This is a genomic window from Burkholderia sp. Bp9140 (assembly GCF_003853425.1).
Classification (GTDB): domain Bacteria; phylum Pseudomonadota; class Gammaproteobacteria; order Burkholderiales; family Burkholderiaceae; genus Burkholderia.
The window spans coordinates 72564-94468 of sequence record NZ_QTPQ01000025.1; the positions used below are offsets into that span (position 1 = coordinate 72564).

Annotated in this window: 23 protein-coding genes; 17 read left to right on the forward strand and 6 right to left on the reverse strand. The window is 69.7% G+C overall.

The window, feature by feature from the left end:
* Positions 1-11 precede the first annotated feature (11 nt).
* From DIE21_RS21165 to DIE21_RS21180, 3 genes are all read left to right on the forward strand, one after another.
* A complete protein-coding gene (locus DIE21_RS21165; RefSeq protein WP_124499555.1) occupies positions 12-689 on the forward strand; it encodes an SOS response-associated peptidase family protein in 678 nt (225 codons plus the stop codon).
* A 303-nt stretch (positions 690-992) separates the two neighbouring features.
* Positions 993-2423, forward strand: coding sequence for a cytosine permease (locus DIE21_RS21175; protein ID WP_124499556.1), 1431 nt, complete (start codon positions 993-995; stop codon positions 2421-2423).
* Positions 2424-2588: 165 nt separating this feature from the next.
* Complete coding sequence (locus DIE21_RS21180; RefSeq protein WP_124499557.1) at positions 2589-3659, forward strand: porin; 1071 nt, start codon at positions 2589-2591, stop codon at positions 3657-3659.
* Between the two features lie 85 nt (positions 3660-3744).
* Here the strand turns inward: DIE21_RS21180 and DIE21_RS21185 are convergent, their stop codons facing one another.
* Both DIE21_RS21185 and DIE21_RS21190 read right to left on the reverse strand, forming a co-directional pair.
* Positions 3745-4950, reverse strand: coding sequence for an MFS transporter (locus DIE21_RS21185; protein WP_124499558.1), 1206 nt, complete (start codon positions 4948-4950; stop codon positions 3745-3747).
* A 500-nt stretch (positions 4951-5450) separates the two neighbouring features.
* Positions 5451-6359, reverse strand: a complete 909-nt coding sequence (locus DIE21_RS21190; protein ID WP_124499559.1) for a LysR family transcriptional regulator — start codon at positions 6357-6359, stop codon at positions 5451-5453.
* 164 nt (positions 6360-6523) lie between these two features.
* Between DIE21_RS21190 and DIE21_RS21195 the strand changes: the two genes are divergently transcribed.
* Complete coding sequence (locus DIE21_RS21195) at positions 6524-7444, forward strand: pyridoxal-phosphate dependent enzyme (protein WP_124499560.1); 921 nt, start codon at positions 6524-6526, stop codon at positions 7442-7444.
* Between the two features lie 273 nt (positions 7445-7717).
* Here the strand turns inward: DIE21_RS21195 and DIE21_RS21200 are convergent, their stop codons facing one another.
* A complete protein-coding gene (locus tag DIE21_RS21200; protein ID WP_124499561.1) occupies positions 7718-8773 on the reverse strand; it encodes a DUF2242 domain-containing protein in 1056 nt (351 codons plus the stop codon).
* A gap of 138 nt (positions 8774-8911) precedes the next feature.
* Positions 8912-9805, reverse strand: a complete 894-nt coding sequence (locus DIE21_RS21205) for a LysR family transcriptional regulator (RefSeq protein WP_124499562.1) — start codon at positions 9803-9805, stop codon at positions 8912-8914.
* 108 nt (positions 9806-9913) lie between these two features.
* Here DIE21_RS21205 and DIE21_RS21210 point away from each other — a divergent pair, with 108 nt between their 5' ends.
* The 3 genes from DIE21_RS21210 to DIE21_RS21220 all read left to right on the forward strand — a co-directional run bounded on the left by DIE21_RS21210 (position 9914) and on the right by DIE21_RS21220 (position 12125).
* The gene (locus DIE21_RS21210) at positions 9914-10669 is read left to right on the forward strand and encodes a TerC family protein (RefSeq protein WP_124499563.1); all 756 of its coding nucleotides are present in this window, start codon (positions 9914-9916) and stop codon (positions 10667-10669) included.
* Positions 10670-10729: 60 nt separating this feature from the next.
* Positions 10730-11032, forward strand: coding sequence for a zf-TFIIB domain-containing protein (locus DIE21_RS21215; RefSeq protein WP_124499564.1), 303 nt, complete (start codon positions 10730-10732; stop codon positions 11030-11032).
* A gap of 175 nt (positions 11033-11207) precedes the next feature.
* Entirely contained in the window at positions 11208-12125 is a 918-nt protein-coding gene (locus tag DIE21_RS21220) for a 3-hydroxyacyl-CoA dehydrogenase NAD-binding domain-containing protein (RefSeq protein ID WP_124499565.1), read from the forward strand.
* 39 nt (positions 12126-12164) lie between these two features.
* Here the strand turns inward: DIE21_RS21220 and DIE21_RS21225 are convergent, their stop codons facing one another.
* On the reverse strand, positions 12165-12443 hold the full coding sequence (locus DIE21_RS21225; RefSeq protein ID WP_124499566.1) for a DUF4148 domain-containing protein: 279 nt from the start codon (positions 12441-12443) through the stop codon (positions 12165-12167).
* Positions 12444-12624: 181 nt separating this feature from the next.
* Positions 12625-13473, reverse strand: coding sequence for a LysR substrate-binding domain-containing protein (locus tag DIE21_RS21230; RefSeq protein ID WP_006754565.1), 849 nt, complete (start codon positions 13471-13473; stop codon positions 12625-12627).
* A 330-nt stretch (positions 13474-13803) separates the two neighbouring features.
* Between DIE21_RS21230 and madL the strand changes: the two genes are divergently transcribed.
* The 10 genes from madL (at position 13804) to DIE21_RS21280 (ending at position 21868) form a co-directional block, all read left to right on the forward strand.
* The gene (gene madL / locus DIE21_RS21235) at positions 13804-14199 is read left to right on the forward strand and encodes a malonate transporter subunit MadL (RefSeq protein ID WP_124499567.1); all 396 of its coding nucleotides are present in this window, start codon (positions 13804-13806) and stop codon (positions 14197-14199) included.
* Positions 14200-14210: 11 nt separating this feature from the next.
* Entirely contained in the window at positions 14211-14978 is a 768-nt protein-coding gene (gene madM, locus DIE21_RS21240) for a malonate transporter subunit MadM (RefSeq protein WP_124499568.1), read from the forward strand.
* Between the two features lie 175 nt (positions 14979-15153).
* A complete protein-coding gene (gene mdcA, locus DIE21_RS21245) occupies positions 15154-16800 on the forward strand; it encodes a malonate decarboxylase subunit alpha (RefSeq protein ID WP_124499569.1) in 1647 nt (548 codons plus the stop codon).
* A gap of 10 nt (positions 16801-16810) precedes the next feature.
* A complete protein-coding gene (mdcC, locus tag DIE21_RS21250; protein ID WP_124499570.1) occupies positions 16811-17125 on the forward strand; it encodes a malonate decarboxylase acyl carrier protein in 315 nt (104 codons plus the stop codon).
* Entirely contained in the window at positions 17122-18057 is a 936-nt protein-coding gene (locus DIE21_RS21255; protein ID WP_124499571.1) for a biotin-independent malonate decarboxylase subunit beta, read from the forward strand. Before mdcC ends, DIE21_RS21255 begins: the two co-directional genes overlap by 4 nt.
* Positions 18044-18751, forward strand: coding sequence for a biotin-independent malonate decarboxylase subunit gamma (gene mdcE / locus DIE21_RS21260; protein WP_124499572.1), 708 nt, complete (start codon positions 18044-18046; stop codon positions 18749-18751). Before DIE21_RS21255 ends, mdcE begins: the two co-directional genes overlap by 14 nt.
* Entirely contained in the window at positions 18738-19406 is a 669-nt protein-coding gene (mdcG, locus tag DIE21_RS21265) for a malonate decarboxylase holo-[acyl-carrier-protein] synthase (RefSeq protein WP_124499573.1), read from the forward strand. Before mdcE ends, mdcG begins: the two co-directional genes overlap by 14 nt.
* Complete coding sequence (gene mdcB, locus DIE21_RS21270) at positions 19403-20278, forward strand: triphosphoribosyl-dephospho-CoA synthase MdcB (protein WP_124499574.1); 876 nt, start codon at positions 19403-19405, stop codon at positions 20276-20278. Before mdcG ends, mdcB begins: the two co-directional genes overlap by 4 nt.
* Positions 20275-21207 (forward strand): acyltransferase domain-containing protein, encoded by a 933-nt coding sequence (locus DIE21_RS21275; protein ID WP_124499575.1) that lies wholly within the window; start codon positions 20275-20277, stop codon positions 21205-21207. Before mdcB ends, DIE21_RS21275 begins: the two co-directional genes overlap by 4 nt.
* A gap of 139 nt (positions 21208-21346) precedes the next feature.
* Complete coding sequence (locus DIE21_RS21280; protein ID WP_124499576.1) at positions 21347-21868, forward strand: phospholipase D-like domain-containing protein; 522 nt, start codon at positions 21347-21349, stop codon at positions 21866-21868.
* The last annotated feature ends 37 nt before the right edge of the window (positions 21869-21905 follow it).

Consider the following 21905-nt stretch of genomic DNA (forward strand, 5'->3'; position numbering starts at 1 on the left):
CAGCACGAATCGTGTGCACCCACTACCGCGCCCCCGATGAAGACCCGGGCATCAGCGAGCTGAAGATAGGCATCGGCGACCTGTTTCGCCGCGATCCCTGGGCACCCGACGTGTATCCCGATTACGCGGCGCCCATCGCGCGTGCCGACGGCGACGGCCTTGCGGTCGTCCGCGCGGTGTTCGGCTTCTGGCCGAAGTTCATGCAGCCCGAGCGCCTCGACGAGAACGGCCGCAAACGAAAGAAGCTCGATACGGTGAACGCGCGCGCGGAGACGGTCGGTTCGTCGCGGCTCTACGGCAACGCATGGCGCAACGGCCAGCGCTGCCTGATTCCGGTGCGCTGGATTGTCGAGCCGTGCTACGAGACGGGCCGCAACGTGTGGCACCGGATCGGCGTCGACGGCTGGCAACCGTGCTGCGTCGCCGGCATCTGGCGGCGCTACGAAGCCGCCGACGGCCGCGAGCGGATCGGCATGACGATGCTCACGGTCAATGCCGAGGATCACACCGTGTTCGCGCGAATGCATCGACCCGGCGACGAGAAGCGGGGCGTCGTGATCCTGCGTCGCGACGACTACGACGAATGGCTGCACGCACGCGATGTCGAGGTTGCGCGGCGCATGCTGACGCTCCTTTCTGCCGGCGACATGGTCGCCGCGCCCGATCAGGAACTGCCCGCCGGCACCTGAGCCTTCATTTTTCACACGCAACCGGCGACTCCGCAGGTCGGACGTGTCCCGTTTTCTCGGACGATTTCTAAAATTGCCGGACACCGGGTAATCACCGATATCACCAAAGTTGTATATACAAGATCATCCGCTGGCAATGTCGGCATACGTCGTGCCGGTTGCGCGTCCGCGTGCAGACCGTGCGTGCGTGGCGCATGCCGGCGATCCACGGCGCACCGCACCCGACGAGCCGAAAGGGCGGCTCGGCACGTTTCCTGTCTCGTCAAAACCATTTGTGATCCTCAGTATCTTGGAGATTGTCCCGTGTCAACGAATCCCAGTGGAAAAGCCGGCGGTCTGATCGAGGTACGCTCGATCGACTTCATTCCAGATGCCGAACGCCACGGCGGCCTGCTGAGCCAGTTCACGCTGTGGCTGTCGGCGAACATGCAGATCACGGCCATCGTCACGGGCGCGCTGGCGGTCGTGCTCGGCGGCGACGTGTTCTGGTCGCTGCTCGCGCTGTTGCTCGGCCAGCTGGTCGGCGGCGCGGTGATGGCGCTGCACGGCGCGCAGGGGCCGCAGCTCGGATTGCCGCAGATGATCTCGAGCCGCGTGCAGTTCGGCGTCTACGGCGCGATGATCCCGATCGTGCTCGTGTGCCTGATGTACATCGGCTTCTCCGCCAGCGGCTCGGTGCTCGCCGGGCAGGCCGTCGCGCAACTGCTGCACGTCGACGACGCGGCCGGCATCCTGCTGTTCGCGGCCGTGATCGTCGTGCTGACGGTGTTCGGCTATCGCGCGATCCACTTCGTCGGCCGGATCGCGAGCGTGATCGGGATCGTCGCGTTCGTCTACATGTTCGCGCAGCTGTTCGCGAACCACGACGTCGGCGCGCTGCTCTCGAACAAGCACTTCTCGCTCGCGAGCTTCCTGCTGTCGATGTCGCTGTCCGCATCGTGGCAGATCGCGTTCGGCCCGTATGTCGCCGACTATTCGCGCTACCTGCCGCGCTCGACGTCGTCGGTCGCCACGTTCCTCGCGGTCGGCCTCGGCTCGGTGATCGGCGCGCAGGCCGCGATGGTGTTCGGCGTGTTCGCGGCCGCGCTGGCCGGCAGCCAGTTCGCGCACCACGAGGTGTCGTACATCGTCGGCCTCGGCTCGACGGGCGCTGTCGCCTCCCTGCTGTACTTCAGCATCGCGTTCGGCAAGGTGACGGTGACCGCGCTCAACGCATATGGCAGCTTCATGTCGATGGCGACGATCGTCAGCGGTTTCCGCGGCAAGGGCGCGGTGTCGTCGCGCAGCCGCCTCGTCTACATCTTCGGGATGATCTGCGTATCGACGCTGATCGCGCTTGCCGGCCGCCATTCGTTCCTGAAGGAATTCACCGCGTTCATCCTGTTCCTGCTCGCGTTCTTCACGCCGTGGAGCGCGATCAACCTGGTCGATTACTACTGCTTCACGCGCTCGCGCTACGACGTGCCGGCGCTGTCCGATCCGGATGGCCGCTACGGCCGCTGGAACGTGATGGCGATCACGATCTACGTCGTCGGCATCCTGGTGCAGCTGCCATTCATGTCGACGCACATCTACACGGGCGCGCTCGTCGACGCACTCGGCGGCACCGACATCTCGTGGATCCTCGGCCTCGTCGTGCCGGCCGCGCTGTACTACGTCGGCGCGCGTGCGTCGCGACGCAGCATCCCCGAGCGCCTGATCCTGCCGCTCGAGCGCGGCGAGGTTCACCACTGACGCATCGCGTCGCCCGACGGGCCGGCCTCCAGCCGGCCTGAGCGGCCCGCCGCGCCGAATCCGGCGCGACCGGCAGCCGCGCTGCACCTCACCTTCGTTTCCCGCGATGCCGGCATGGCAGACCACCGTGCCCGGCATCGTTCCATTCTCATTTCATTGAATAGTATGACTAAGCAAATGAACGCACGAGGCAATCGTTCCCGGGCGCGATCGGCGCATGCCGGTCTTCGCATGGCCGTCGCGGCCGCATGCCTGGGTGGGTCGGGCGCCGCGCTCGCGCAGGACGGCGTCACGCTGTACGGCGTGATCGACGAATTCGCGCAGTACGTGAATACCGGCAACGGCTATACGGCGGCGATCGGCTCGAGCGGCCAACGGGGTAGCCGCTTCGGGATGAAGGGCGGCGAGGACATCGGCGGCGGCCAGAAGATCGAGTTCGCACTCGAGAACGGCTTTAATCCGAACGACGGTTCGCTGGCGAGCTCGGGCAGCATGTTCAATCGGCAGGCGTGGGTCGGCATCGCGGGGCAGTGGGGCACGGTGCGCGCGGGCCGCCAGAATTCGCCGCTGTTCAACGACCAGGGCGGGCAGGATGCGTTCGGCGGCGTCACGCAGGCGTCCGGCATGGACAACCTGACCGTGTTCAAGTTCCGCACCAGCAATACGCTGTCGTACCAGAGCCCCGAGATCGCCGGCTTCCAGGCCGGGCTGTACGTCGGGTTCGGCGATGCGGGCGGCGTGCGCTCGGCAGGCTCGAGCCAGCAGTTCGACGTGACCTACTCGCACGGACCGTTCGCGGCGTTCGTCGCGGGCCAGTGGCTGAAGAACGCGACCGCGACCACGACCGATCGCACGATCATGGCCGGCGCATCGTACGAGATCGGCAAGGCGACCGTGTACGGCGGCTTCTCCGCGGTGAAGTGGGCCGATCTCGGGATCGATTCGCGCGTGTACGGGCTGTCGGTCAAGTACCAGCTCAATCCGGCGAACTATGTCGCGCTCGGCTATGCATACCTGCACGACCAGACGTCGCAAGGCGACAACGCGGACCAGTTCGGGCTGATGTACGAATACGACCTGTCGAAGCGCACGAGCTTCTATGGCGCGCTGTCGTACCTGCGCAACCGCAACCAGGCCGGCTACACGCTCGCCGGCGCGGCGAATCCGGGCCTGCCGCTCGCGTATCCGGGCGCGAACGCGCGCGGCGTGCAGCTCGGCATCGTGCATCGCTTCTGACGATGCATCGGGCGCCGGGCTGTGCGGCGCAGGCGTTTTTTCAATGCCGGTGCCGTATATCGACACCATGAGGATCGCCGTGCGCTCACCCGTTCGCGGCGACCGGTGCGCGGCGGCGCTGGTTCGCCTGCAGCGCGACCAGTGCGAGCCCTGCCGCGGCGATCAGTCCGCCGACGAGCGGCACGGCTGCATAGCCGAAGCCGGCCGAGATCGCCGCGCCGCCGGCTGCCGCGCCGACAGCGTTGCCGAGGTTGAACGCGCCGATGTTGACCGCCGACGCGAGGCCCGGCGCTTCGTGCGCGGCACGCATCACGCGCATCTGCAGCGGCGGGACCACCGCGAACGTGGCGACACCCCAGGCCAGCAGCGTGACCGCGGCACCGGCATGCGTGCGGGCGAGCACCGGAAACGCGGCCATCGTCACGATCAGCAGCACCAGGAAGCCGATCAGCGTGCCGTCGAGCGAGCGGTCGGCGAGGCGGCCGCCGGCGATGTTGCCGATCGAGAAGCCGACGCCGATCAGCACGAGCATCGCGGTCACGAAGCCGGGCGTCGCACCGGTCAGGTGTTCGAGCGTCGGCGCGACGTACGTGTACAGCGTGAACATCGCGCCGGCGCCGAGCACCGTGGTCGCGAGCGCGCCGAGCACGACGGGGCGCGTCAGCACCGACAGCTCGGCGCGCAGGTTTGGCATCTTGCCGGCTTCGCCCTTCGGCAGCGCGGCGAACAGGCCGGCGATCGCGATCAGGCCGAGTGCCGCGGTAGCCGCGAACGACATGCGCCAGCCGATCATCTGGCCGAGCCAGGTCGCGGCCGGCACGCCGCCGACGTTCGCGATCGTGAGGCCCATGAACATCGTCGCAACCGCGCTGGCCTGCTTTTCACGCGGCACGAGGCTGGCCGCGACCACCGAGCCGAGCCCGAAGAACGCACCGTGGTTGAGGCTCGTGACGAGTCGAGCGAGCAGCAGCGTCGTGTAGTCGGGCGCGATGGCCGACAGCAGGTTGCCGATCGTGAAGATCGACATCAGTGCGATCAGGGCCGATCTGCGCGACCAGCGCGCGAGCAGCAGCGTCATCAGCGGCGCGCCGGCCATCACGCCGATCGCATACGCGCTGATCAGCATGCCGGCCTGCGGAATCGACACGTGCACGCCGTCGGCGATCACGGGCAAGAGGCCCATCGGCGAGAACTCGGTCGTGCCGATGCCGAACGCGCCGGCGGCAAGCGCCAGCAGCGGCAGCGCGGCGCTGCCGCCCGGGCGGGAAGGGGAAGAGGTCGTGGCGTTCACGCGATGCGCTCCTGCAAGCGTTGGGCAACGGCACCAGGGCCGTTGTGGACAGCGTGAAGTGTGCCTGCATGACTTTTGCGGAAAAAGCCGCGTTCGAGCGAAATTATCTTGATTTGATGTCAACAATGCGCGATCGGGGCGTCGTGCGTGCGCGGCTCCCGGCCCAAAAAAAACCCCGGTCACAGGGGGACCGTGACCGGGGCAGAAAGGCATCCTCTCTTTGGCACGAGGGTTGGATGCGGGGCGCAGTATATTTCGGCGCATAACGATTCGAAATGACGTTAAGCGGCTGTTTTTGGTGCCAATTTAAAAATACCGGCGCGGTAGCGCCGGTTGTCATCGATTTGAAAGATTTTTTCGTCCGTTCGAGCGGCCGTTTGGCGTGCGCGGGCAGCGAAGCCGGTTGCCATGCGACGCGACCGCGCAGGGGGCGAATCCGCTGCCGGGCGATGCTGCGCAATCCGTCGCCGGCGCGCGGCTCGTGCACGCCGGGCGGTCGGTCAGTCCGCGTGGCCGGCTGCGTCGCGCACCGCGTCGAGAAACCTCGCGACGACGGGGGAAGGCGGCGCCGCCCCGTCGAACACGAACTCGATGTCGAAGCGGCTCGCGAGTTCGTCGAGCGCGACGAGCCGGACGGTGCGCGGGCATGTCGGCGATGCGCTTTCCGGTACGAATGCGCAGCCCATGCCGGCCGCCACGAGACCGATCAGCGTCGGGATGTCGCTGCCGACCTGCGTGATGCGCGGCGTGAAGCCGGCGTGTTCGCACTGCGCCATCAGGAAGCGGTGGTGCGCGGCGGAGCGCTGCGCGTCGAACCAGACGAACGGTTCGTGCGCGACGTCGGCGAGCGTGCGCGGCGCGTGGAAGCGGCCGCCGGGCGGAGCGGGCATCGCCAGTACAAAGCGGTCGCTCAGCAGCCGCACGCCCGACAGATGCGGTGCCTCGTCGCGGCGCCACGCCATGATGCCGCCGTCGAGCTGGCCGCGCATCAGCGCCGCCGCCTGCTCGGCCGACAGCATCGGTGCGATCGACAGCTTCACGTCCGGACACGCATCGCGAAACGCCTTGAGCACGTTCGCGACGACCGGCAGCGGCAGACAGTTCGGCAGTGCGCCGAGCCGCAGCTCGCCGAGCTGGCCGGCCGCGCTGCGCAACGCACGCTCGCGGCTTTCCTGCAACATCGCGAGCAGGCGGGTCGCATCCTGCAGGAAACTCGCGCCGGCCGCCGTGAGCGTGACGCCCGTCGCGCGGCGGACCAGCAGCGGCGCGCCGATCGCGTCCTCGAGCTCGCGGATCTGCCGCGACAGCGCGGGCTGGACGATCCCGGCCGCGCGGGCGCCGGCCATCACGCTGCCGGCTTGCGCGACTGCCACGAAGTAACGCAGGTGACGCAGTTCGATCTGACGCATGCGCGGTCGGCTCCGGTTTCGATTCGTTGGGTATGCCTGTCAAGCATAGCAAGTGCCATTCGATGGTATTGGAAAGCATGGCCGGCGTGCCGTACGATGGTCGCGGTTGCCGGGCCTGTTCACAGGCCGCGTGCGTTCCCTTTGTCCCGACCGTATCCCGCACCATGCCGCTTCATATCCAGACCCCCTATATCCGCTCGCAAATCGCGTCGCGCCGTCTCGGTACCAACATCCGGCTGAAGCTCGACGCGCTGCAGCCGTCCGGCTCGTTCAAGTTGCGCGGCATCGGCGCGGTTTGCGAAGCGCGGCATGCGGCCGGCGCGCGCCGGTTCGTGTCGTCGTCGGGCGGCAATGCGGGCATCGCGGTCGCGTATTGCGGTCGTGAGCTCGGTGTGCCGGTGCTCGTCGTCGTGCCTGAAACCGCGTCGGCCCGCGCGCGCGAGCTGATCCGTGTCGAAGGCGCGGAGGTGGTCGTGCACGGCGCGAGCTGGGCCGAGGCGAACGCGTTCGCGCTGTCGGCCGTCGGCACGCAGGATGCGTTCGTGCATCCGTTCGACGACCCCGTGCTGTGGCAGGGGCACGCGACGATGATCGACGAGATGGCGGCAACCGGCCCGAAACCCGACGCGGTGGTGCTCGCGGTCGGCGGCGGCGGGCTGCTGTGCGGCGTGCTCGAGGGGCTCGCGCGCAACGGCTGGCACGACGTGCCGGTCGTCGCGGTCGAGACGGAGGGCGCCGACAGTTACGCGCGCTCGGTCGCGCAGCGGCGCCCGGTCGAACTGCCTGCGATCACGAGCATCGCGACGTCGCTGGGCGCGAAGCGGCCGTGCGACGCGGCGGTCGAATGGGCGACGCGGCATGCGATTCATCCGGTCGTGGTGTCGGATGCACAGGCGGTCGCTGCGTCGCTGCGGTTCCTGGACGAGCACCGGATCGTCGTCGAGCCGGCGTGCGGCGCCGCGCTGGCCGCGCTCGAACTGTCGGTGCCGGTGCTTGCCTCGGCGTCGGACATCGCAGTGATCGTGTGCGGCGGCGTGACGGCGACGGTCGAGCAGTTGCAGACGCTGAACGCGACGTTGCGGTAACGCGCCTGCGCGCGGGACGCGGCGCAGCCGGCAGGCGATGCTGGCGAAGACGTAACGGCGGGGTGACGGCGGCGCGGGAACGATCGCCGGCGTTTGTGAAAGCGGGATTGGCGTTGTCCGTCGCGACGGGCTGTTCCCGATCGCCGGTCACGTCATGGCGAGCACGCGCAGCCGGTGGGCCGGTGTGCGGTCATCTCGTCGGACGTGACAGGGAGGAGGGCATGTGGCGCGCCGCACGCAATGGGCGTACGGCGCGCGGAGTCGGCCGCGCGGTCAGTTCGTGGACGGTGCGCTGGCACCGGTCGGTGCGGACGAGGCGACGGGATCGGCAGCGGGAGGCACCGGCGTCGTGTCTGCCGACGTCGGCGCGGCGTTCGACGGCGCAGGTGCGGATGCCGCAGGCGCGGCCGATGCCGGCGTTGCGGCGGCCTGCCTGGCAACTGCAGGCATCGATGCGGCAGGCGTCGACGTCGAAGCGGGCGTCGACGCAGGGGCGGGGGCCGAAGCCGAAGCAGGCACCGAAGCGCCACCGGCCCCCACACCCGGCCCCACACCCCGCATCGCCCCCGGCGCGACCACGGCCGATGCCGCGGCGGGCACGGCCGGCACGACCGACGTGCCCGAAGCCGGCGCGACGCTCGGCACCGACAGCGGCACCGGCGCGGCCGGCGGCGTCGGCACGACGGGCGTCGTCATCTTCATCGGCTCGCCTTGCGGCGTCGGTGCGGGTTCGGGCAGCGGCGCGACCGGTTCCTTCTCGGCCGCCTTGACGGTCGCGCGATCGCGACGGGCCGGATCGATCTTCAGGAAATGCTCGACGAGATTGAAGAAGCGCTCGTAGAACACGCCGGCGGGAATCGTCTCGCTCGCGGTCTTCACGAGCGCGTCGTCGCTCGACCCGATCGGCAGCGACAGCGAACCGAACACGCTGAGCCCGACGCTTGCCGACGTATTCGACTTCTTCAGCGTGTAGCGGTCCTGCACCGCGTTCACGTACGCGATGCTCGACGTGCCGTCCGCGTTTGCGTCCGCACACACGACGTGAAACTCGATCACGACGTGCATGTCGTTGCTCGGCTGGAAATTCTTGCTGCCGTCGACCGCATCGTTGCGCGACGACGACACGACATAGCCCTGGCTCAGCAGCGCGCGGCGCGCGGCCTCGCAGGCCGCGTCGGATTTCGAGCGGAACGTGTGCGCATACGGGCTGCTGGCCGCGTCGAACTGCTCCTGCTGATAGATCGGCTTGGGCGGCGACGAGCACGCCGCCAGCACGGTCGCGGCCGCGAGCGCGCACGAAACGGAAAACAGGCGAAATCGGTTGTGCATGGCGTCTTTCAAAAGGCTCGGCGAGATGCCGCGCGGGGCTGCGGGCGCAGGGCGCACAACGGTGGTGCCGGTGCGATGCGCGTGGCAATCTCGTATGGCCGGGGCGTCATTATAGTTTCGTTTGATGTCGCGCTTGCTTCAGGCGGCCTGCGTCGGCCGCGCGGCGGCGAACAGTTGCGACGCCAGCGGATGGTGTTCGCCGCGCCGCGAGCGGATCGCGTGGATCTCCTCGGTCACGTCGCCGGCGCGGCCGAGCCGGCGCAGCCCGCGCAGCAGCGACGCGTCGTTCGCGCCGAGTTCGCTGAGCGGGAACACGCCGAGGCCGCGTGCCGCGAACACGGCCATCAGTGCGCTGTCCTCGAATTCCCCGGCCACGCGCGGCACGACCCGCTCCCGCTCCAGCCAGAGGTCGAGGCGTGCGCGCAGCGCCGAATGGGCGGTCGGCAGCAGCACCGGCAGCTCGGCGAGGCAGTGCGGGAAGCGCTGCCGCGCCGCCGGCGTGACGAGTGCCGCGGGCCCGTACCAGTCGACCGGCGACGCGACGAGCCGCTCGCTCGTCACGCGCAGATTCGACCCCGACGGCGCGCCCTGGCCGGCCAGCACGAGATCGAGGTGATGCAGCGCCAGTTCCGCGAGCAGCGTGTCGTGCTCGCCGTCATGGCACAACAGCCGCAGCGTGGGCGTGTCGAGCACCGGCGCGAGGATCGCATGCGCGGCGAGCTTGGAAATCCCGTCCGCGAGGCCGACCGCGAGCCGCACGGTCGGCTGGCTGGCCGCCGCGCGCACTTCGTCGGGGATCAGCCGGCCCATCTCGAAGATGACCTCCGCGCGCGCATACGCGGCCTGGCCGGCATCGGTCATCGCGACGCCGCGCCCGGCCGGGCGCAGCAACTGGTGGCCGAGCGACTTCTCCAGTTCGCGCACCTGCGCGCTGATCGTCTGCACGGCCATGTCGAGCCGCTCGGCGGCGCGCGCGAAGCCGCCTTCCTTCACGACGACCCAGAAATAGTACAGATGTCGAAAATTCAGCATCGGATCAATATTTCGGAAAAACCGAACCAAAGATCAGATTCTCTCTGATTTTCTCGAAGTCGTGGGGCGCCTATCATCAGGCTTTCCCCATTCGAATCGGCCCTTTTCATGGACTACCTGCTGACGCTTGCCGCCGACCCCGCCGTCTGGGCCGCGCTCCTGACGCTCGTCGTGATGGAAGTCGTGCTCGGCATCGACAACCTGATCTTCATCTCGATCCTCAGCAACAAGCTGCCCGAGGCGCAGCGCGCCCGCACGCAGCGCCTCGGCATCGCGCTCGCGCTCGTGATGCGCCTCGCGCTGCTCGGCAGCGTCGCGTGGATCGCAAGCCTCACCGAACCCGTGTTCACGCTGTTCGATCACGCGTTCTCGTGGCGCGACATGATCCTGCTGTCGGGCGGCCTGTTCCTGGTGTGGAAGGCGACCACCGAGATCCATCATCACGTGTCGCATGACGGCGACGGTGCGGGCGTGTCGGGCGGCGCGGCCGGCCTGACGGTGTGGGCCGCGATCGGCCAGATCGTGATGCTCGACATCGTGTTCTCGATCGACAGCATCGTGACCGCGATCGGCATGACCGAGCACGTCCCGATCATGTTCGTCGCGGTGATCGTCGCGGTGAGCGTGATGCTGTTCGCCGCGCAGCCGCTCGCACGCTTCATCGATCGCAACCCGACGATCGTGATGCTCGCGCTGTCGTTCCTCGTCGTGATCGGCATGACGCTGATCGCGGAGGGCTTCGGCTCACACGTGCCGAAGGGTTATATCTACGCGGCGATGGCGTTCTCGGCGTTCGTCGAGGGCATGAACATGCTGGCGCGGCGTGCGAAGGCGAGGCGCGCGGCGCGGGTCGAAGGTCGCTGAGCAAGCGGGCGGGCCGCGTCCTGCCCTCGATCCGGAATTCTCAATGCAAGGAGAAGCGTGATGAAATGTCCTGTATGCAAGACCCCCGACCTGCTGATGGCCGAGCGCCAGTCGATCGAGATCGACTACTGTCCGACGTGCCGCGGCGTCTGGCTCGATCGCGGCGAGCTCGACAAGCTGATCGCACGCGAAACCGGCGATGTGCCGGCACGCCGCGACGCGCCGCCGCCGCGGCACGATGCGCAGGCGCAGCGCGGGCGTGACGATGGCTGGGGGCGCGACGGGCGCTCACACGACGACCGTTATCGACACGAAGGCCAGCGTCGCAAGAAATCGGTGTTCGACCTGTTCGATTTCGATTGAGTGCGACGGCGCGCGCGTACCGCGCCGCGCCGCACGTTGAACAAAGCCCCGCCAGGTGTCATGCCTGGCGGGGCTTTGTCTTCAAGAGGGACATCGCAACCTGCATCAACGCGAGACGAAGTGAATCGATGCGACAATCGTCGCGCTATCCACAGACCACGGAGACGGGACGGACATGGACATTCAACGCATCGCGATCGTCGGGGCCGGCGTGATCGGCGCGAGCTGGGCGGCTTTCTATCTGTCGAAGGGCTTCGACGTCGTCGCGACCGATCCCGCGCCGCAGGCCGACGCGCGGCTGCGCGACGCGCTCGCTGCGTTCCTTGGCGAGCGGGCCGCCGAATTTTCCGCGCGGCTGTCGTTCGACGCGGATCTCGTGCGCGCGCTCGACGGCGTCGATTTCGTGCAGGAAAACGGTCCCGAGCGGCTCGACCTGAAGCGTGCGCTGTACCGGCAGATGGACGACGTGTTGCCCGCGCGCGTGCCGATCGCGTCGAGCTCCTCGGGCCTGAAGATGTCCGAGATCCAGACCGCGTGCGACCGGCATCCGGAACGCTGCCTGATCGCGCATCCGTTCAACCCGCCGCACCTGATTCCGCTCGTCGAGCTGGTCGGCGGCGACGCGACCGACCCGGGCGTGATCGCGCGCGTGAAGGATTTCTACGACGCACTCGGCAAGCAGACGATCGTGCTCAACAAGGAAATGACCGGCCACGTCGCGAACCGGCTCGCGGCGGCGCTGTTTCGCGAGGTGTATCACCTCGTGGGGGAAGGCGTGGTGAGCGTCGCCGATGCGGACAAGGCGGTCGCGTGGGGCCCGGGTTTGCGCTGGGGGCTGATGGGGCAGTGCCTGACCTATCACCTCGGCGGCGGCGCGGGCGGGATCGCGCACTTCCTCGAACACCTGTCGGGGCCGATCACGACGTGGTGGGACGACCTCGGCACGCCGTCGTTCGATCCGGCCGTCGATCGCAAGCTGAACGACGAACTGCGCGCGATCCAGGGCGCGCGCTCGATGCAGGAACTGGAGGCCGAGCGCGACCGGCTGCTCGTCGAGCTGATCGACGCGCGGCGCCGCAGCTTCCTGCCCTGAGCGCGTCCGCGCCGCGCGTTTCGGCCGGGCCGTAAAGGGTTATTGCTGGGTGGCCGTTTGCGGTGCCTGTGGCGTCTGCGCGAGCCACGCGGGCTGCACGGCCTGCACCAGTTCCCGGTTGCGTGCGCGCGTCGCGGCATTCGGCGGATAGTTGCCGTCGTTGGTCGGCAGTTCGCCGTCGAGATAGGCCTGCTTCAACTGGGCGACGACTTCCGCGCGCGTCAGGCCCGGTGCGGGCGCCGCGGCATCGGTTTGCGCAAAGGCGGGGGACAGCAGCGCGGCTGCGGCGGTCGCGACGGCGAATCGCAAGACGTTCATGGTGTGCTCCGATCAAGGGGACGGGACAGCGGACGCGCGGCACACTGCCGTGCGTTCCGATGGGTCCCATTGTCGCGAGCGGGTACTGCGCGGACGCTGACGCGTTCCGGGCAAGACCGTCAGTTGCGCGCGAACGCCGCGGCGGGGCGGCGTCGGCGTGATGCGCGATGGAAGACGATCGTTACAGTTCGGCCGCCGCCGTGATCAGCGTTGCTTCGAGCGCGAGTGTCGAGCGCGAAGCGGCCGCCGGCCGGTCGATCACGTATTCGAGTTCGCCGAGTTCGGGCAGTCCCGCGTCGAGCCGCGCGAGCCCGGCCGGAATCACGTAGCCCGCGAACGCGCTGACGCCGAGCCCCGCGCTCGCGGCCGCGCGCAGCACCGCGATGCTGCTGCTCACGACGGCGATCCGGTAAGGGCGGCCCACCGCCTCCAGCGACTCGAGCACGCGGCGGCGCGACACGCTCGGCTCCGGATGCATCGCGAGCGGCAGCACGGCCTCGTGACCGGTGATCCGCGAATCGGGGCCGGTGCACCAGTACAGCGGTTCGCTGCGGATCACGCGGCCGCGCCGGCTGCCCGCGACGCGCTTGGCGAACACGAGATCGTGGCGGCCTTCGTCGAGCGCATCGAACAGGTCGCCCGACAGCCCCGTCGAGATCGCGAGCTCGACGTCCGGATTGCGCTGCACGAAGCTCGCGAGCGCGGCCGTCAGGTGCGCGGACGCGAAATCCTCCGACATCGCGAGCCGCACCTTGCCCGACAGCGGCGGGCCGCACACCGACGTGACGGCCTCGTCCATCAGTTCGAGGATGCGCACCGCGTAGCGGAACAGCGCGTCGCCGTGCTGCGACAGGTGCACGTTGCGCGTGTCGCGCTCGAACAGCGGCCGGTCGAGCAGCTCCTCGAGGCGGCGGATGTGCTGGCTGACGGTCGACTGCGACAGGCTCACGCGCTCGGACGCGGCGGTGAAACTGCCGGACTGGGCGACGGCGACGAAGCTGCGCAGCAGCTCGGGCGGTAACGGACGCATTGCTAAATCCACTGAATCGGTTTCGACAACTTCATAAATGGCCGGATTTTGCGGCGCTAGTATCGGATCACGCCCTGGTGCGGCCCATGCAAGCGGGCCGCACCGGACGCGTAGCCCGTGTCGCGCCGCCGGCTGTATCGGTCAGTCTAAGCCATCCGGCGTCCGGCCCGAAACCGCATCATCCCATCGACCCCCGAGAACGCGCTCGCACGACGAGCCGCCGGGCCGCGGCGCACCGCCGCAGGAGACAGGCAGTCCGCACGGGATCGGCGTGCGGGCCCGGCTCCCGCAGGTGTCAGGCGCCCGTCACGAAGAGACTGGAGACGACTCATGATCATCTACGGAACCGCGCTGCTGGCGTTCTGCCATCTGGCCGGACTGTTCCTCGGCGACCTGCTGGGCGCCGCGATCGGCGTGAAGACCAACGTCGGCGGCGTCGGCATCGCGATGCTGCTGCTGATCTGCCTGCGCCTGTGGCTGCACCGGTGCGGCTGGCTGCCGAAGGAGACCGAGGCGGGCGTCGGTTTCTGGGGCGCGATGTACATCCCGGTCGTCGTCGCGATGGCCGCGAACCAGAACGTCGTCGCCGCGCTGAAGGGCGGGCCGGTCGCCCTGCTCGCAGCCGTCGGCGCGGTCGCGATCTGCGCATGCTGCATTGCGGTACTCGTGCGCATGGGGCGCGACGACACGGCCTTCGCGGGCGTGCCGGCACTCGACGAACAGTGAAGGAGACCGCCATGCTGCAGATGCTCGAAAAAACCGTCGCCCATAACGGGCTCGTTGCGTCGTTCGCGCTGGTCGGCCTGATCATGTGGCTGTCGTCGATCGCGTCGCGCAAGCTCACATTCGGCCGCGTACACGGCTCCGCGATCGCGATCGTGATCGGTCTTGTGCTCGCGTATGTCGGCGGCGCGTTCACCGGCGGCCAGAAGGGGATCGCCGACGTGCCGCTGTTCGCCGGCGTCGGCCTGATGGGCGGCGCGATGCTGCGCGATTTCGCGATCGTCGCGACCGCGTTCGAAGTGCAGCCGACCGAGGCGCGCAAGGCCGGCCTCGTCGGCGTCGTGTCGCTGCTGCTCGGCACCGTGCTGCCGTTCATCGTCGGCGCATGCGTCGCACGCGCGTTCGGCTATACCGATGCGGTCAGCATGACGACCATCGGCGCGGGCGCCGTCACCTACATCGTCGGGCCCGTCACGGGCGCGGCGATCGGTGCGAGCTCCGACGTGATCGCGCTCAGCATCGCGACGGGGCTCGTGAAGGCGATCATCGTGATGGTCGGCACGCCGGTCGCGGCCAACTTCATGGGCCTCAAGACCCCGCGCTCCGCGATGATCTTCGGCGGCCTCGCCGGCACCGTGAGCGGCGTGAGCGCGGGCCTCGCCGCGACCGACCGCCGGCTCGTGCCGTACGGCGCGCTGGTCGCGACGTTCCATACCGGCGTCGGCTGCCTGCTCGGCCCGTCGGTGCTGTTCTTCGCGACGCGCGCGCTGGTCGGCGCATAGCCGCCGCCTGCGTGTCGGGCGGCCCGCGGGGGCCCAGCGCGCGCAGCCGGTGCGCGCGGGCCCCGGCGGGCCGCATCCATCGCGGCGTCCTCTGAGTCGCATGCGTCAACATCATCAATCGGCGGCGGCGCCCGGCTTAGAATGCCGCTGAACCATCGAAGCGGGAGAACTGTTCATGACGGGATGGAATCACGCGCGGCAGGCGCGCGATGCACGCCTCGCGGCCGGCGCGGCCTTCGCTCGCGGCAAGCGGGTCGATGCGCGCGACACCGTCGCGTTGCTCGAAGCGGTGCTGCGGCCCGGCGACCGCGTTTGCCTCGAAGGCGACAACCAGAAGCAGGCCGACCTGCTCGCGACGGCGCTCGCCGACGTCGACAGCGCGAAGATCCACGACCTGCACATGGTGCAGTCGGGCGTCGTGCTGCCCGAGCATCTCGACGTGTTCGAGCGCGGGATCGCGAAGCGTCTCGACTTCGCGTATTCGGGCCCGCAGTCGCAGCGGATCGCGAAGCTGCTGTTCGGCGGCAAGATCGCGCTCGGCGCGGTGCACACGTATCTCGAGCTGTTCGCACGCTACTTCATCGACCTCACGCCGCAGGTCGCGCTGATCGCCGCGGTCAGCGCGGACGCCGACGGCAACCTGTACACCGGCCCGAACACGGAAGACACGCCGACCGTCGTCGAAGCCACCGCATTCAAGGACGGCATCGTGATCGCGCAGGTCGACCGCATCGTCGACAAGGTGCCGCGCGTCGACATTCCCGGCGACCGCGTGCATTTCGTCGTCGAGGCCGGCCGGCCGTTCTACGTCGAGCCGCTGTTCACGCGCGACCCGGCCGCGATCACCGAGACGCAGATCCTGACCGCGATGCTCGCGATCAAGGGCATCTACGAACCGTACGGGATCAAGCGCCTGAACCACGGGATCGGCTTCAACACGGCCGCGATCGAGCTGCTCCTGCCGACCTACGGCGCGAAGCTCGGGCTGAAGGGCAAGGTCTGCACGCACTGGGCGCTCAATCCGCACCCGACGCTGATCCCCGCGATCGAATCGGGCTGGGTCGAGCAGATCCACTGCTTCGGTTCCGAAGTCGGGATGGACGACTATATCCGCGCGCGCTCCGACGTGTGGTTCACGGGCTCCGACGGGTCGCTGCGCTCGAACCGCGCGTTCTGCCAGACCGCCGGCCTCTATGCGTGCGACATGTTCATCGGCTCGACGCTGCAGATCGACCTGTCGGGCCATTCGTCCACGGTTACCGCCGAGCGGATCGCCGGTTTCGGCGGCGCGCCGAACATGGGCAGCGATGCGCGCGGCCGGCGCCACCCGAGCGAGCCGTGGCTGAAGGCCGGTGCGGAAGCCGACCCCGACACGCCGGCGGCGCTCAGGCGCGGCCGCAAGCTGGTCGTGCAGATCGGCGAGACGTTCGGCGACAAGAACGTGCCGATGTTCGTCGAGAAGCTCGACGCGCTGAAGCTCGCCGACAAGCTGCAGCTCGACCTCGCGCCGATCATGGTCTACGGCGACGACGTCACGCACATCGTCACCGAGGAAGGGATCGCGAACCTGCTGATGTGCCGCGACAAGGACGAGCGTGAGCACGCGATCCGGGGCGTGGCCGGCTATACGGAAATCGGCCGCGGCCGCGACCGCAGGATGGTCGAGCGGCTGCGCGAGCGCGGCGTGATCCGCCGCCCGGAGGATCTCGGCATCGATCCGCTCGACGCCGACCGCCGCTGGCTCGCCGCGCGCTCGATCAAGGATCTCGTGCACTGGTCGGGTGGCCTGTATGCGCCGCCGGCCCGGTTCCGCAACTGGTGAGGAAGAGGGCATGGAACAGTTGAACTATCGCTTCACCGCGCGCGAACGCGCGCAGGGCGAACGGGCCACGGCGCTCGTCGGCGTGGTCGCGTCCGGCAATCTCGAGGTGCTCGTCGAGCGCGTGCTGCCGGGCAATGCATGCGAGATCGACATCCGCACCGCGGCGATCGGTTTCGGCGCGGTGTGGCAGGCGGTCGTGTCGGACTTCGTCGAACGGCGCGCGCCGGGCGGCCTGAAGCTGTCGATCAACGACGGCGGCGCGCGGCCCGACATGGTGTCGCTGCGGCTCGCGCAGGCCGTGCGCGCGATCGAGGGGGACGCATGATGAACGACGTGATGCATGACGCACCCGCGTTCGTCGCGAACGGCGCGAGCTGGTACGAAGCGTCGGCGCGCCAGCGCGTCGACGGGCTGCTCGACGCGGGCAGCTTCACGGAATTTCTCGGGCCGGGCGAGCGCGTGACGAGCCCGCACCTGCCGCTGTTCGACCTGCCGCAGCAGTTCGACGACGGGATGGTGGTCGGCCACGGCCGGCTCGACGGCAAGCCGGTGTTCGTCGCCGCACAGGAAGGCCGCTTCATGGGCGGCGCGTTCGGCGAAGTGCACGGCGCGAAGCTCACGGGGCTGCTGCGTGCGGCGCGCGAACCCGGCACGCCGGTGCTGATCCTGTTCGATACGGGCGGCGTGCGGCTGCAGGAAGCGAACGCGGGCGAACTCGCGATCGCCGAGATCATGCGCGCGCTCGTCGACGCGCGTGCGGCCGGCGTGCCGGTGATCGGGCTGATCGGCGGGCGCGCGGGGTGCTACGGCGGCGGCGGGCTGCTCGCCGCGTGCTGCTCGGCGCTCGCGGTGTCCGAGCAGGGGCGCATCAGCGTGTCGGGTCCCGAAGTGATCGAGACCAATCGCGGCGTCGAGGAGTTCGACGCGAAGGATCGCGCGCTGATCTGGCGCACGATGGGCGGCAAGCATCGGCGGCTGATCGGCGGCGCGGACCGCTATGTGGCCGATACGCCGGACGCGTTTCGTGCAGCCGCGCTCGAGCTGCTCGGCCGTGCGCCGCGCTTCGATGCGGCGATGCTGCGTGCGGAGCAGACGCGTCTCGAAGCGCGCGTCGAACGGTTCGGCGCATGCAAGGACGCGCTCGACGTGTGGCGCACGCTCGGCGCGGACACGCCGGAAGCGATCCCCGGCATGCCCGACGACGCATTCGCGAAGCTCGCCGACCAACTGCAGGAGTTCCAGCATGACGCTCGATGAAGTACTGACTTCGCTGTTTCCGAAAGGCCATTCGATCGCGCGAACCGGCGGCCTGCTGAAGGGCCGGGCTGACCTGGCCGGCACGCGCGTCGACGTGATCGGCGTCGCCGACCGCTTGCCGTTCGGCATCGACGAAGCCGTGACGCTCGCGTCGCACGTGCTCGACACGATCGAGCGCGGCGGCGACACGCCGATTCTCGTGCTCGTCGACAGCGACAGCCAGCGGATGAGCAAGCGCGACGAACTGCTCGGCCTGAACGAAGGCTTGTCGCATCTCGCGAAATGCCTGATGCACGCGGAGCTCGCCGGGCACCGGACGATCGGCGTGCTGTACGGCCATACGGCCGCCGGTGCGTTCATCGCGACCGCGCTCGCGACGCGCACGCTGCTCGCGGTGCCGGGCGCCGAGCCGGAGGTGATGGACCTGCCGTCGATGTCGCGCGTGACGAAGCTGCCGATCGACGTGCTGAAGGAGATGGCGCGCTCGACGCCGGTGTTCGCGCCGGGGCTCGACAATCTCGTGAAGATGGGCGCCGTCGACGCCGTGCTCGACCCGTCCCGCGCGCTCGACGCGCAGGTCGGCGAATGGCTCGGCAGACCGGCCGATCGCGGCGATGGCCGTGCGGCGCGCGGCCGGCCGGTCGCGGCCGACGTCGCGCGACGCGTCGAGGCACTCGCGCGTGCAGCACGCTGACACGCCGCCGCGCCGCCACACGCTCGTCACGCTGACGGCGGCAGGGTGGGGCGCGGCATGCGCGCGGGATCCCGCGCTGGCGGCCGATCCGCTCGTGCGGGCGTGGGCCGCGCACGGCTGGCCGCTGATCGTGCGCCGCGCATCGCCCGACGAGGCCGATGCGGGGCGCATCCCGCTCGGCCTGCCGCTGCCGCCCTCCGCGGGCAAGCGGCGCATTGCACTGAACGTCGCCGCCGACATGGTGGAGTCGATCGGCCCGCTGCCCGCGTTGGCCGACGTGCTCGCCGTCGCCCCCGACGCATGGCACGCGACGTTGCGCGAGCTGGATGCGCTCGGCGCGCGCTGCGGCGTGCCGGGTCGCGTGTTCGGCAGCCTTGCATGGCAGGCGCTCACGGGCGAGCGCTACCTGAGCGCGTCTTCCGATCTCGACATCGTGTTTCCGCTGCCGGCCGCCGCATCGCTCGCCGCGCTGCTCGACGGCCTGGCGGCGCTCGACGCGCGTGCGCCGATGCGCATCGACGGCGAACTGCTGCGCGACGACGGCGCGGGCGTGAACTGGCGCGAACTGCATGCGCGGCTGCCTGAAGTCGCGGTCAAGACGGCGATCGCTGTCGAATTGATGTCTGCCGACGCATTCACGGGAGGCATGCGATGAGCGCATGGGCCGCCCGCCGCGCACCGGCGCCGTCCGACGCCGAGCGCATCGCCGAGCTCGCCGAGCGCAGCCTCGTGCTCGAAATCGAGACGTATCCGAAACCGGGGCTCGTGAGTCACGTCGACACGGGCAGTCATACGGACATGGACGCCGCGACGTTCGCGCGCAGCGCGGCCGTGTTGCGGCCGTACTTCGCGGAGCTCGCCGACGCCGGCGCACGCGACGCGGACATGGCCGTGCTGCGCAAGATCGGGCTGCGTGCGGAACACGCGATGCTCGCCGCGACCGGCGGCGTCAACACGCATCGCGGCGCGATCTTCGGGCTCGGGCTGCTGTGCGCGGCCGCCGGCCGTCGCACGGTGCCCGGCACGGCTGCTCGCACGATGACGCTCGGTGCGTTCGTCGCGCGGCGCTGGGGTACCGAGATTCTCGGCGGCCCGCGGCTGCCCGACAGTCACGGCGAGCGTGCGAGCCGCCGCTACGGCGTCGGCGGCGCGCGTCGCGAGGCGGCCGACGGGTTCACGACCGTGTACGGCGTCGGGTTGCCGGCATTGCGCCGTGCGCGGCGCAGCGTCCCGGACGACCCGGAAGGCGTGCGTGTCGACGCGTGCTTTGCGCTGATCGCCGTGCTCGACGATACGAATCTGCTGCATCGAGGCGGGCAGGCCGGCCTCGATTTCGCGCGCGCCACGGCGCGCGCATTCGTCGCTCGCGGCGGCATACGCGCCCGCGACTGGCGCTTGCGTGCGGCCGCCGCACACCGCGCGTTCGTTGCACGCCGGCTGAGCCCGGGCGGCGCGGCCGACCTGCTGGCAATGAGCGTGTTCGTCGATGCGCTCGAAGCGGACGAAGCGGACGAGGTGAGGCGATGACGCTGGCGATCCTGTGTTCGGGGCAAGGCGCACAGCGCGCGGACATGTTCGAACTGACCGGCGCGGTGCCGCAGGCCGACGCGCTGTTCGCGCACGCGGGCCGGCTGCTCGGCGACGATCCGCGCGACTGGGTGCGGCACGCCGAACCGGACGCGCTGCGCGAGAACCGCGCCGCGCAGATCCTCTGCACGGTGCAGGCGCTCGCGGCGACCGCGCTGCTCGAGGCGGTGTGGCCGCGGCGTCGCTGTGTCGCGGGATACAGCGTCGGCGAAGTCGCGTCGTGGAGCGTCGCGGGGATGATCGACCCGTACGATGCGCTGGATCTCGCCGATGCGCGCGCGCGCGCAATGGACGCCGCGAGCGGCGGCGCTGAGCGAATGGCGTTCGTGCGCGGGCTGACGCGCGCGCAACTCGCGCAGCTGTGCGATGGCCGCGACGCGGCGATCGCGATCGTCAATCCCGGCGACGCATTCGTGGTGGCAGGGCGGCAGGCCGACGTCGCCGCGGTGGCCGGCGACGCGGCACGCGACGGCGCACTGCGCGTCGCGCCCGTGTGCGTGCGGATCGCGTCGCACACGCGCCGGCTCGCGTCGGCGGTGCCCGCGTTTCGCGCGTCGCTGGCCGCCGTGAACGTGCGCCGGCCGCTGCCCGGCACGCGACTGTTTTCGGGGATCGACGGCGCGTCGGTGCTTGATGTCGAGGCGGGGCTCGACAAGCTCGCGCGGCAGATCGCGGAGCCGGTCGAGTGGGCGGCCTGCCTGGCCGCGTGCGTCGAGGCCGGCGCGACCGCGTTCCTCGAACTCGGCCCGGGCCGGGCGCTGGCCGAGATGGCGAGCGGCGCGTATCCGGCGCTGCCGGCGCGCAGCGTCGCGGATTTCCGTTCGGTCGACGGCATCGCGAGCTGGCTCGCGCGCGTCGCGGCCGGCTGACCGGCGGCGCGCAAGCGGTCCGGCAACGCGGCGAAATCGATTCGGGAACCGGCCCGTCCGATGGCCGTTCCGCAGCGGGTGTTGCGCCGGCGCAGCACCGTTTCAGCAGGCGCTTGCCACGCGAATTGGCGTCGCTACAATGGCGCCCGCCATGAGACCAGCCGCCTTCCTCCTCGCCGCGCTCGGCTGCGCGGCGACCGCCCACGCCAGCCCGATTCCGTCCGACGCCGCCTCGGTCGGCACGTACTTTTCGTATGACAATGCGGCGGCCGACGCGACGGTCGACCTGATCGGGCAAGCACAGCGCCGCGTGCTGCTGGCGGGCTACGCGTACGTGCCGCCCGCGGTCGCGGCGGCGCTGCGTGCGGCGCGCGCGCGCGGGATCGAAGTGCGGGTCGTGCTGGTGCGTTCGTCGCGTGCCGGCAAGTACAGCGGCGCGGGCTATCTGAAATCGGCCGGCATCGATGTCGCGATCGACTCGCGGCACGGCGATCCGGCGCCGCGCTTCGTGATCGTCGACGACAGCGTCGCCCTGACGACGCTGTCCGACGGCGCGGCCGCGCACGCGGAAACGGTGAACGTGTTCCAGCGCGCGCCGGAGCTTGCGCAGTCGTACGCACAGTCGTTCTGGCGGTTGTACCGGCAGGCCGGCGGGCTCTGACCGCCGACCGGCGGTCCGCCCGGGCCGCGCGAGCGAA

Excerpts from the sequence above, each read along its gene's own strand:
- DIE21_RS21180 (WP_124499557.1), top strand. The coding sequence starts at position 2,589 with ATGACTAAGCAAATGAACGCACGAGGCAATCGTTCCCGGGCGCGATCG.
- DIE21_RS21190 (WP_124499559.1), bottom strand. The coding sequence starts at position 6,359 with ATGCGTCAGATCGAACTGCGTCACCTGCGTTACTTCGTGGCAGTCGCG.
- DIE21_RS21195 (WP_124499560.1), top strand. The coding sequence starts at position 6,524 with ATGCCGCTTCATATCCAGACCCCCTATATCCGCTCGCAAATCGCGTCG.
- DIE21_RS21200 (WP_124499561.1), bottom strand. The coding sequence starts at position 8,773 with ATGCACAACCGATTTCGCCTGTTTTCCGTTTCGTGCGCGCTCGCGGCC.
- DIE21_RS21205 (WP_124499562.1), bottom strand. The coding sequence starts at position 9,805 with ATGCTGAATTTTCGACATCTGTACTATTTCTGGGTCGTCGTGAAGGAA.
- DIE21_RS21210 (WP_124499563.1), top strand. The coding sequence starts at position 9,914 with ATGGACTACCTGCTGACGCTTGCCGCCGACCCCGCCGTCTGGGCCGCG.
- DIE21_RS21215 (WP_124499564.1), top strand. The coding sequence starts at position 10,730 with ATGAAATGTCCTGTATGCAAGACCCCCGACCTGCTGATGGCCGAGCGC.
- DIE21_RS21220 (WP_124499565.1), top strand. The coding sequence starts at position 11,208 with ATGGACATTCAACGCATCGCGATCGTCGGGGCCGGCGTGATCGGCGCG.
- DIE21_RS21225 (WP_124499566.1), bottom strand. The coding sequence starts at position 12,443 with ATGAACGTCTTGCGATTCGCCGTCGCGACCGCCGCAGCCGCGCTGCTG.
- DIE21_RS21230 (WP_006754565.1), bottom strand. The coding sequence starts at position 13,473 with ATGCGTCCGTTACCGCCCGAGCTGCTGCGCAGCTTCGTCGCCGTCGCC.
- madL (WP_124499567.1), top strand. The coding sequence starts at position 13,804 with ATGATCATCTACGGAACCGCGCTGCTGGCGTTCTGCCATCTGGCCGGA.
- madM (WP_124499568.1), top strand. The coding sequence starts at position 14,211 with ATGCTGCAGATGCTCGAAAAAACCGTCGCCCATAACGGGCTCGTTGCG.
- mdcA (WP_124499569.1), top strand. The coding sequence starts at position 15,154 with ATGACGGGATGGAATCACGCGCGGCAGGCGCGCGATGCACGCCTCGCG.
- mdcC (WP_124499570.1), top strand. The coding sequence starts at position 16,811 with ATGGAACAGTTGAACTATCGCTTCACCGCGCGCGAACGCGCGCAGGGC.
- DIE21_RS21255 (WP_124499571.1), top strand. The coding sequence starts at position 17,122 with ATGATGAACGACGTGATGCATGACGCACCCGCGTTCGTCGCGAACGGC.
- mdcE (WP_124499572.1), top strand. The coding sequence starts at position 18,044 with ATGACGCTCGATGAAGTACTGACTTCGCTGTTTCCGAAAGGCCATTCG.
- mdcB (WP_124499574.1), top strand. The coding sequence starts at position 19,403 with ATGAGCGCATGGGCCGCCCGCCGCGCACCGGCGCCGTCCGACGCCGAG.
- DIE21_RS21275 (WP_124499575.1), top strand. The coding sequence starts at position 20,275 with ATGACGCTGGCGATCCTGTGTTCGGGGCAAGGCGCACAGCGCGCGGAC.
- DIE21_RS21280 (WP_124499576.1), top strand. The coding sequence starts at position 21,347 with ATGGCGCCCGCCATGAGACCAGCCGCCTTCCTCCTCGCCGCGCTCGGC.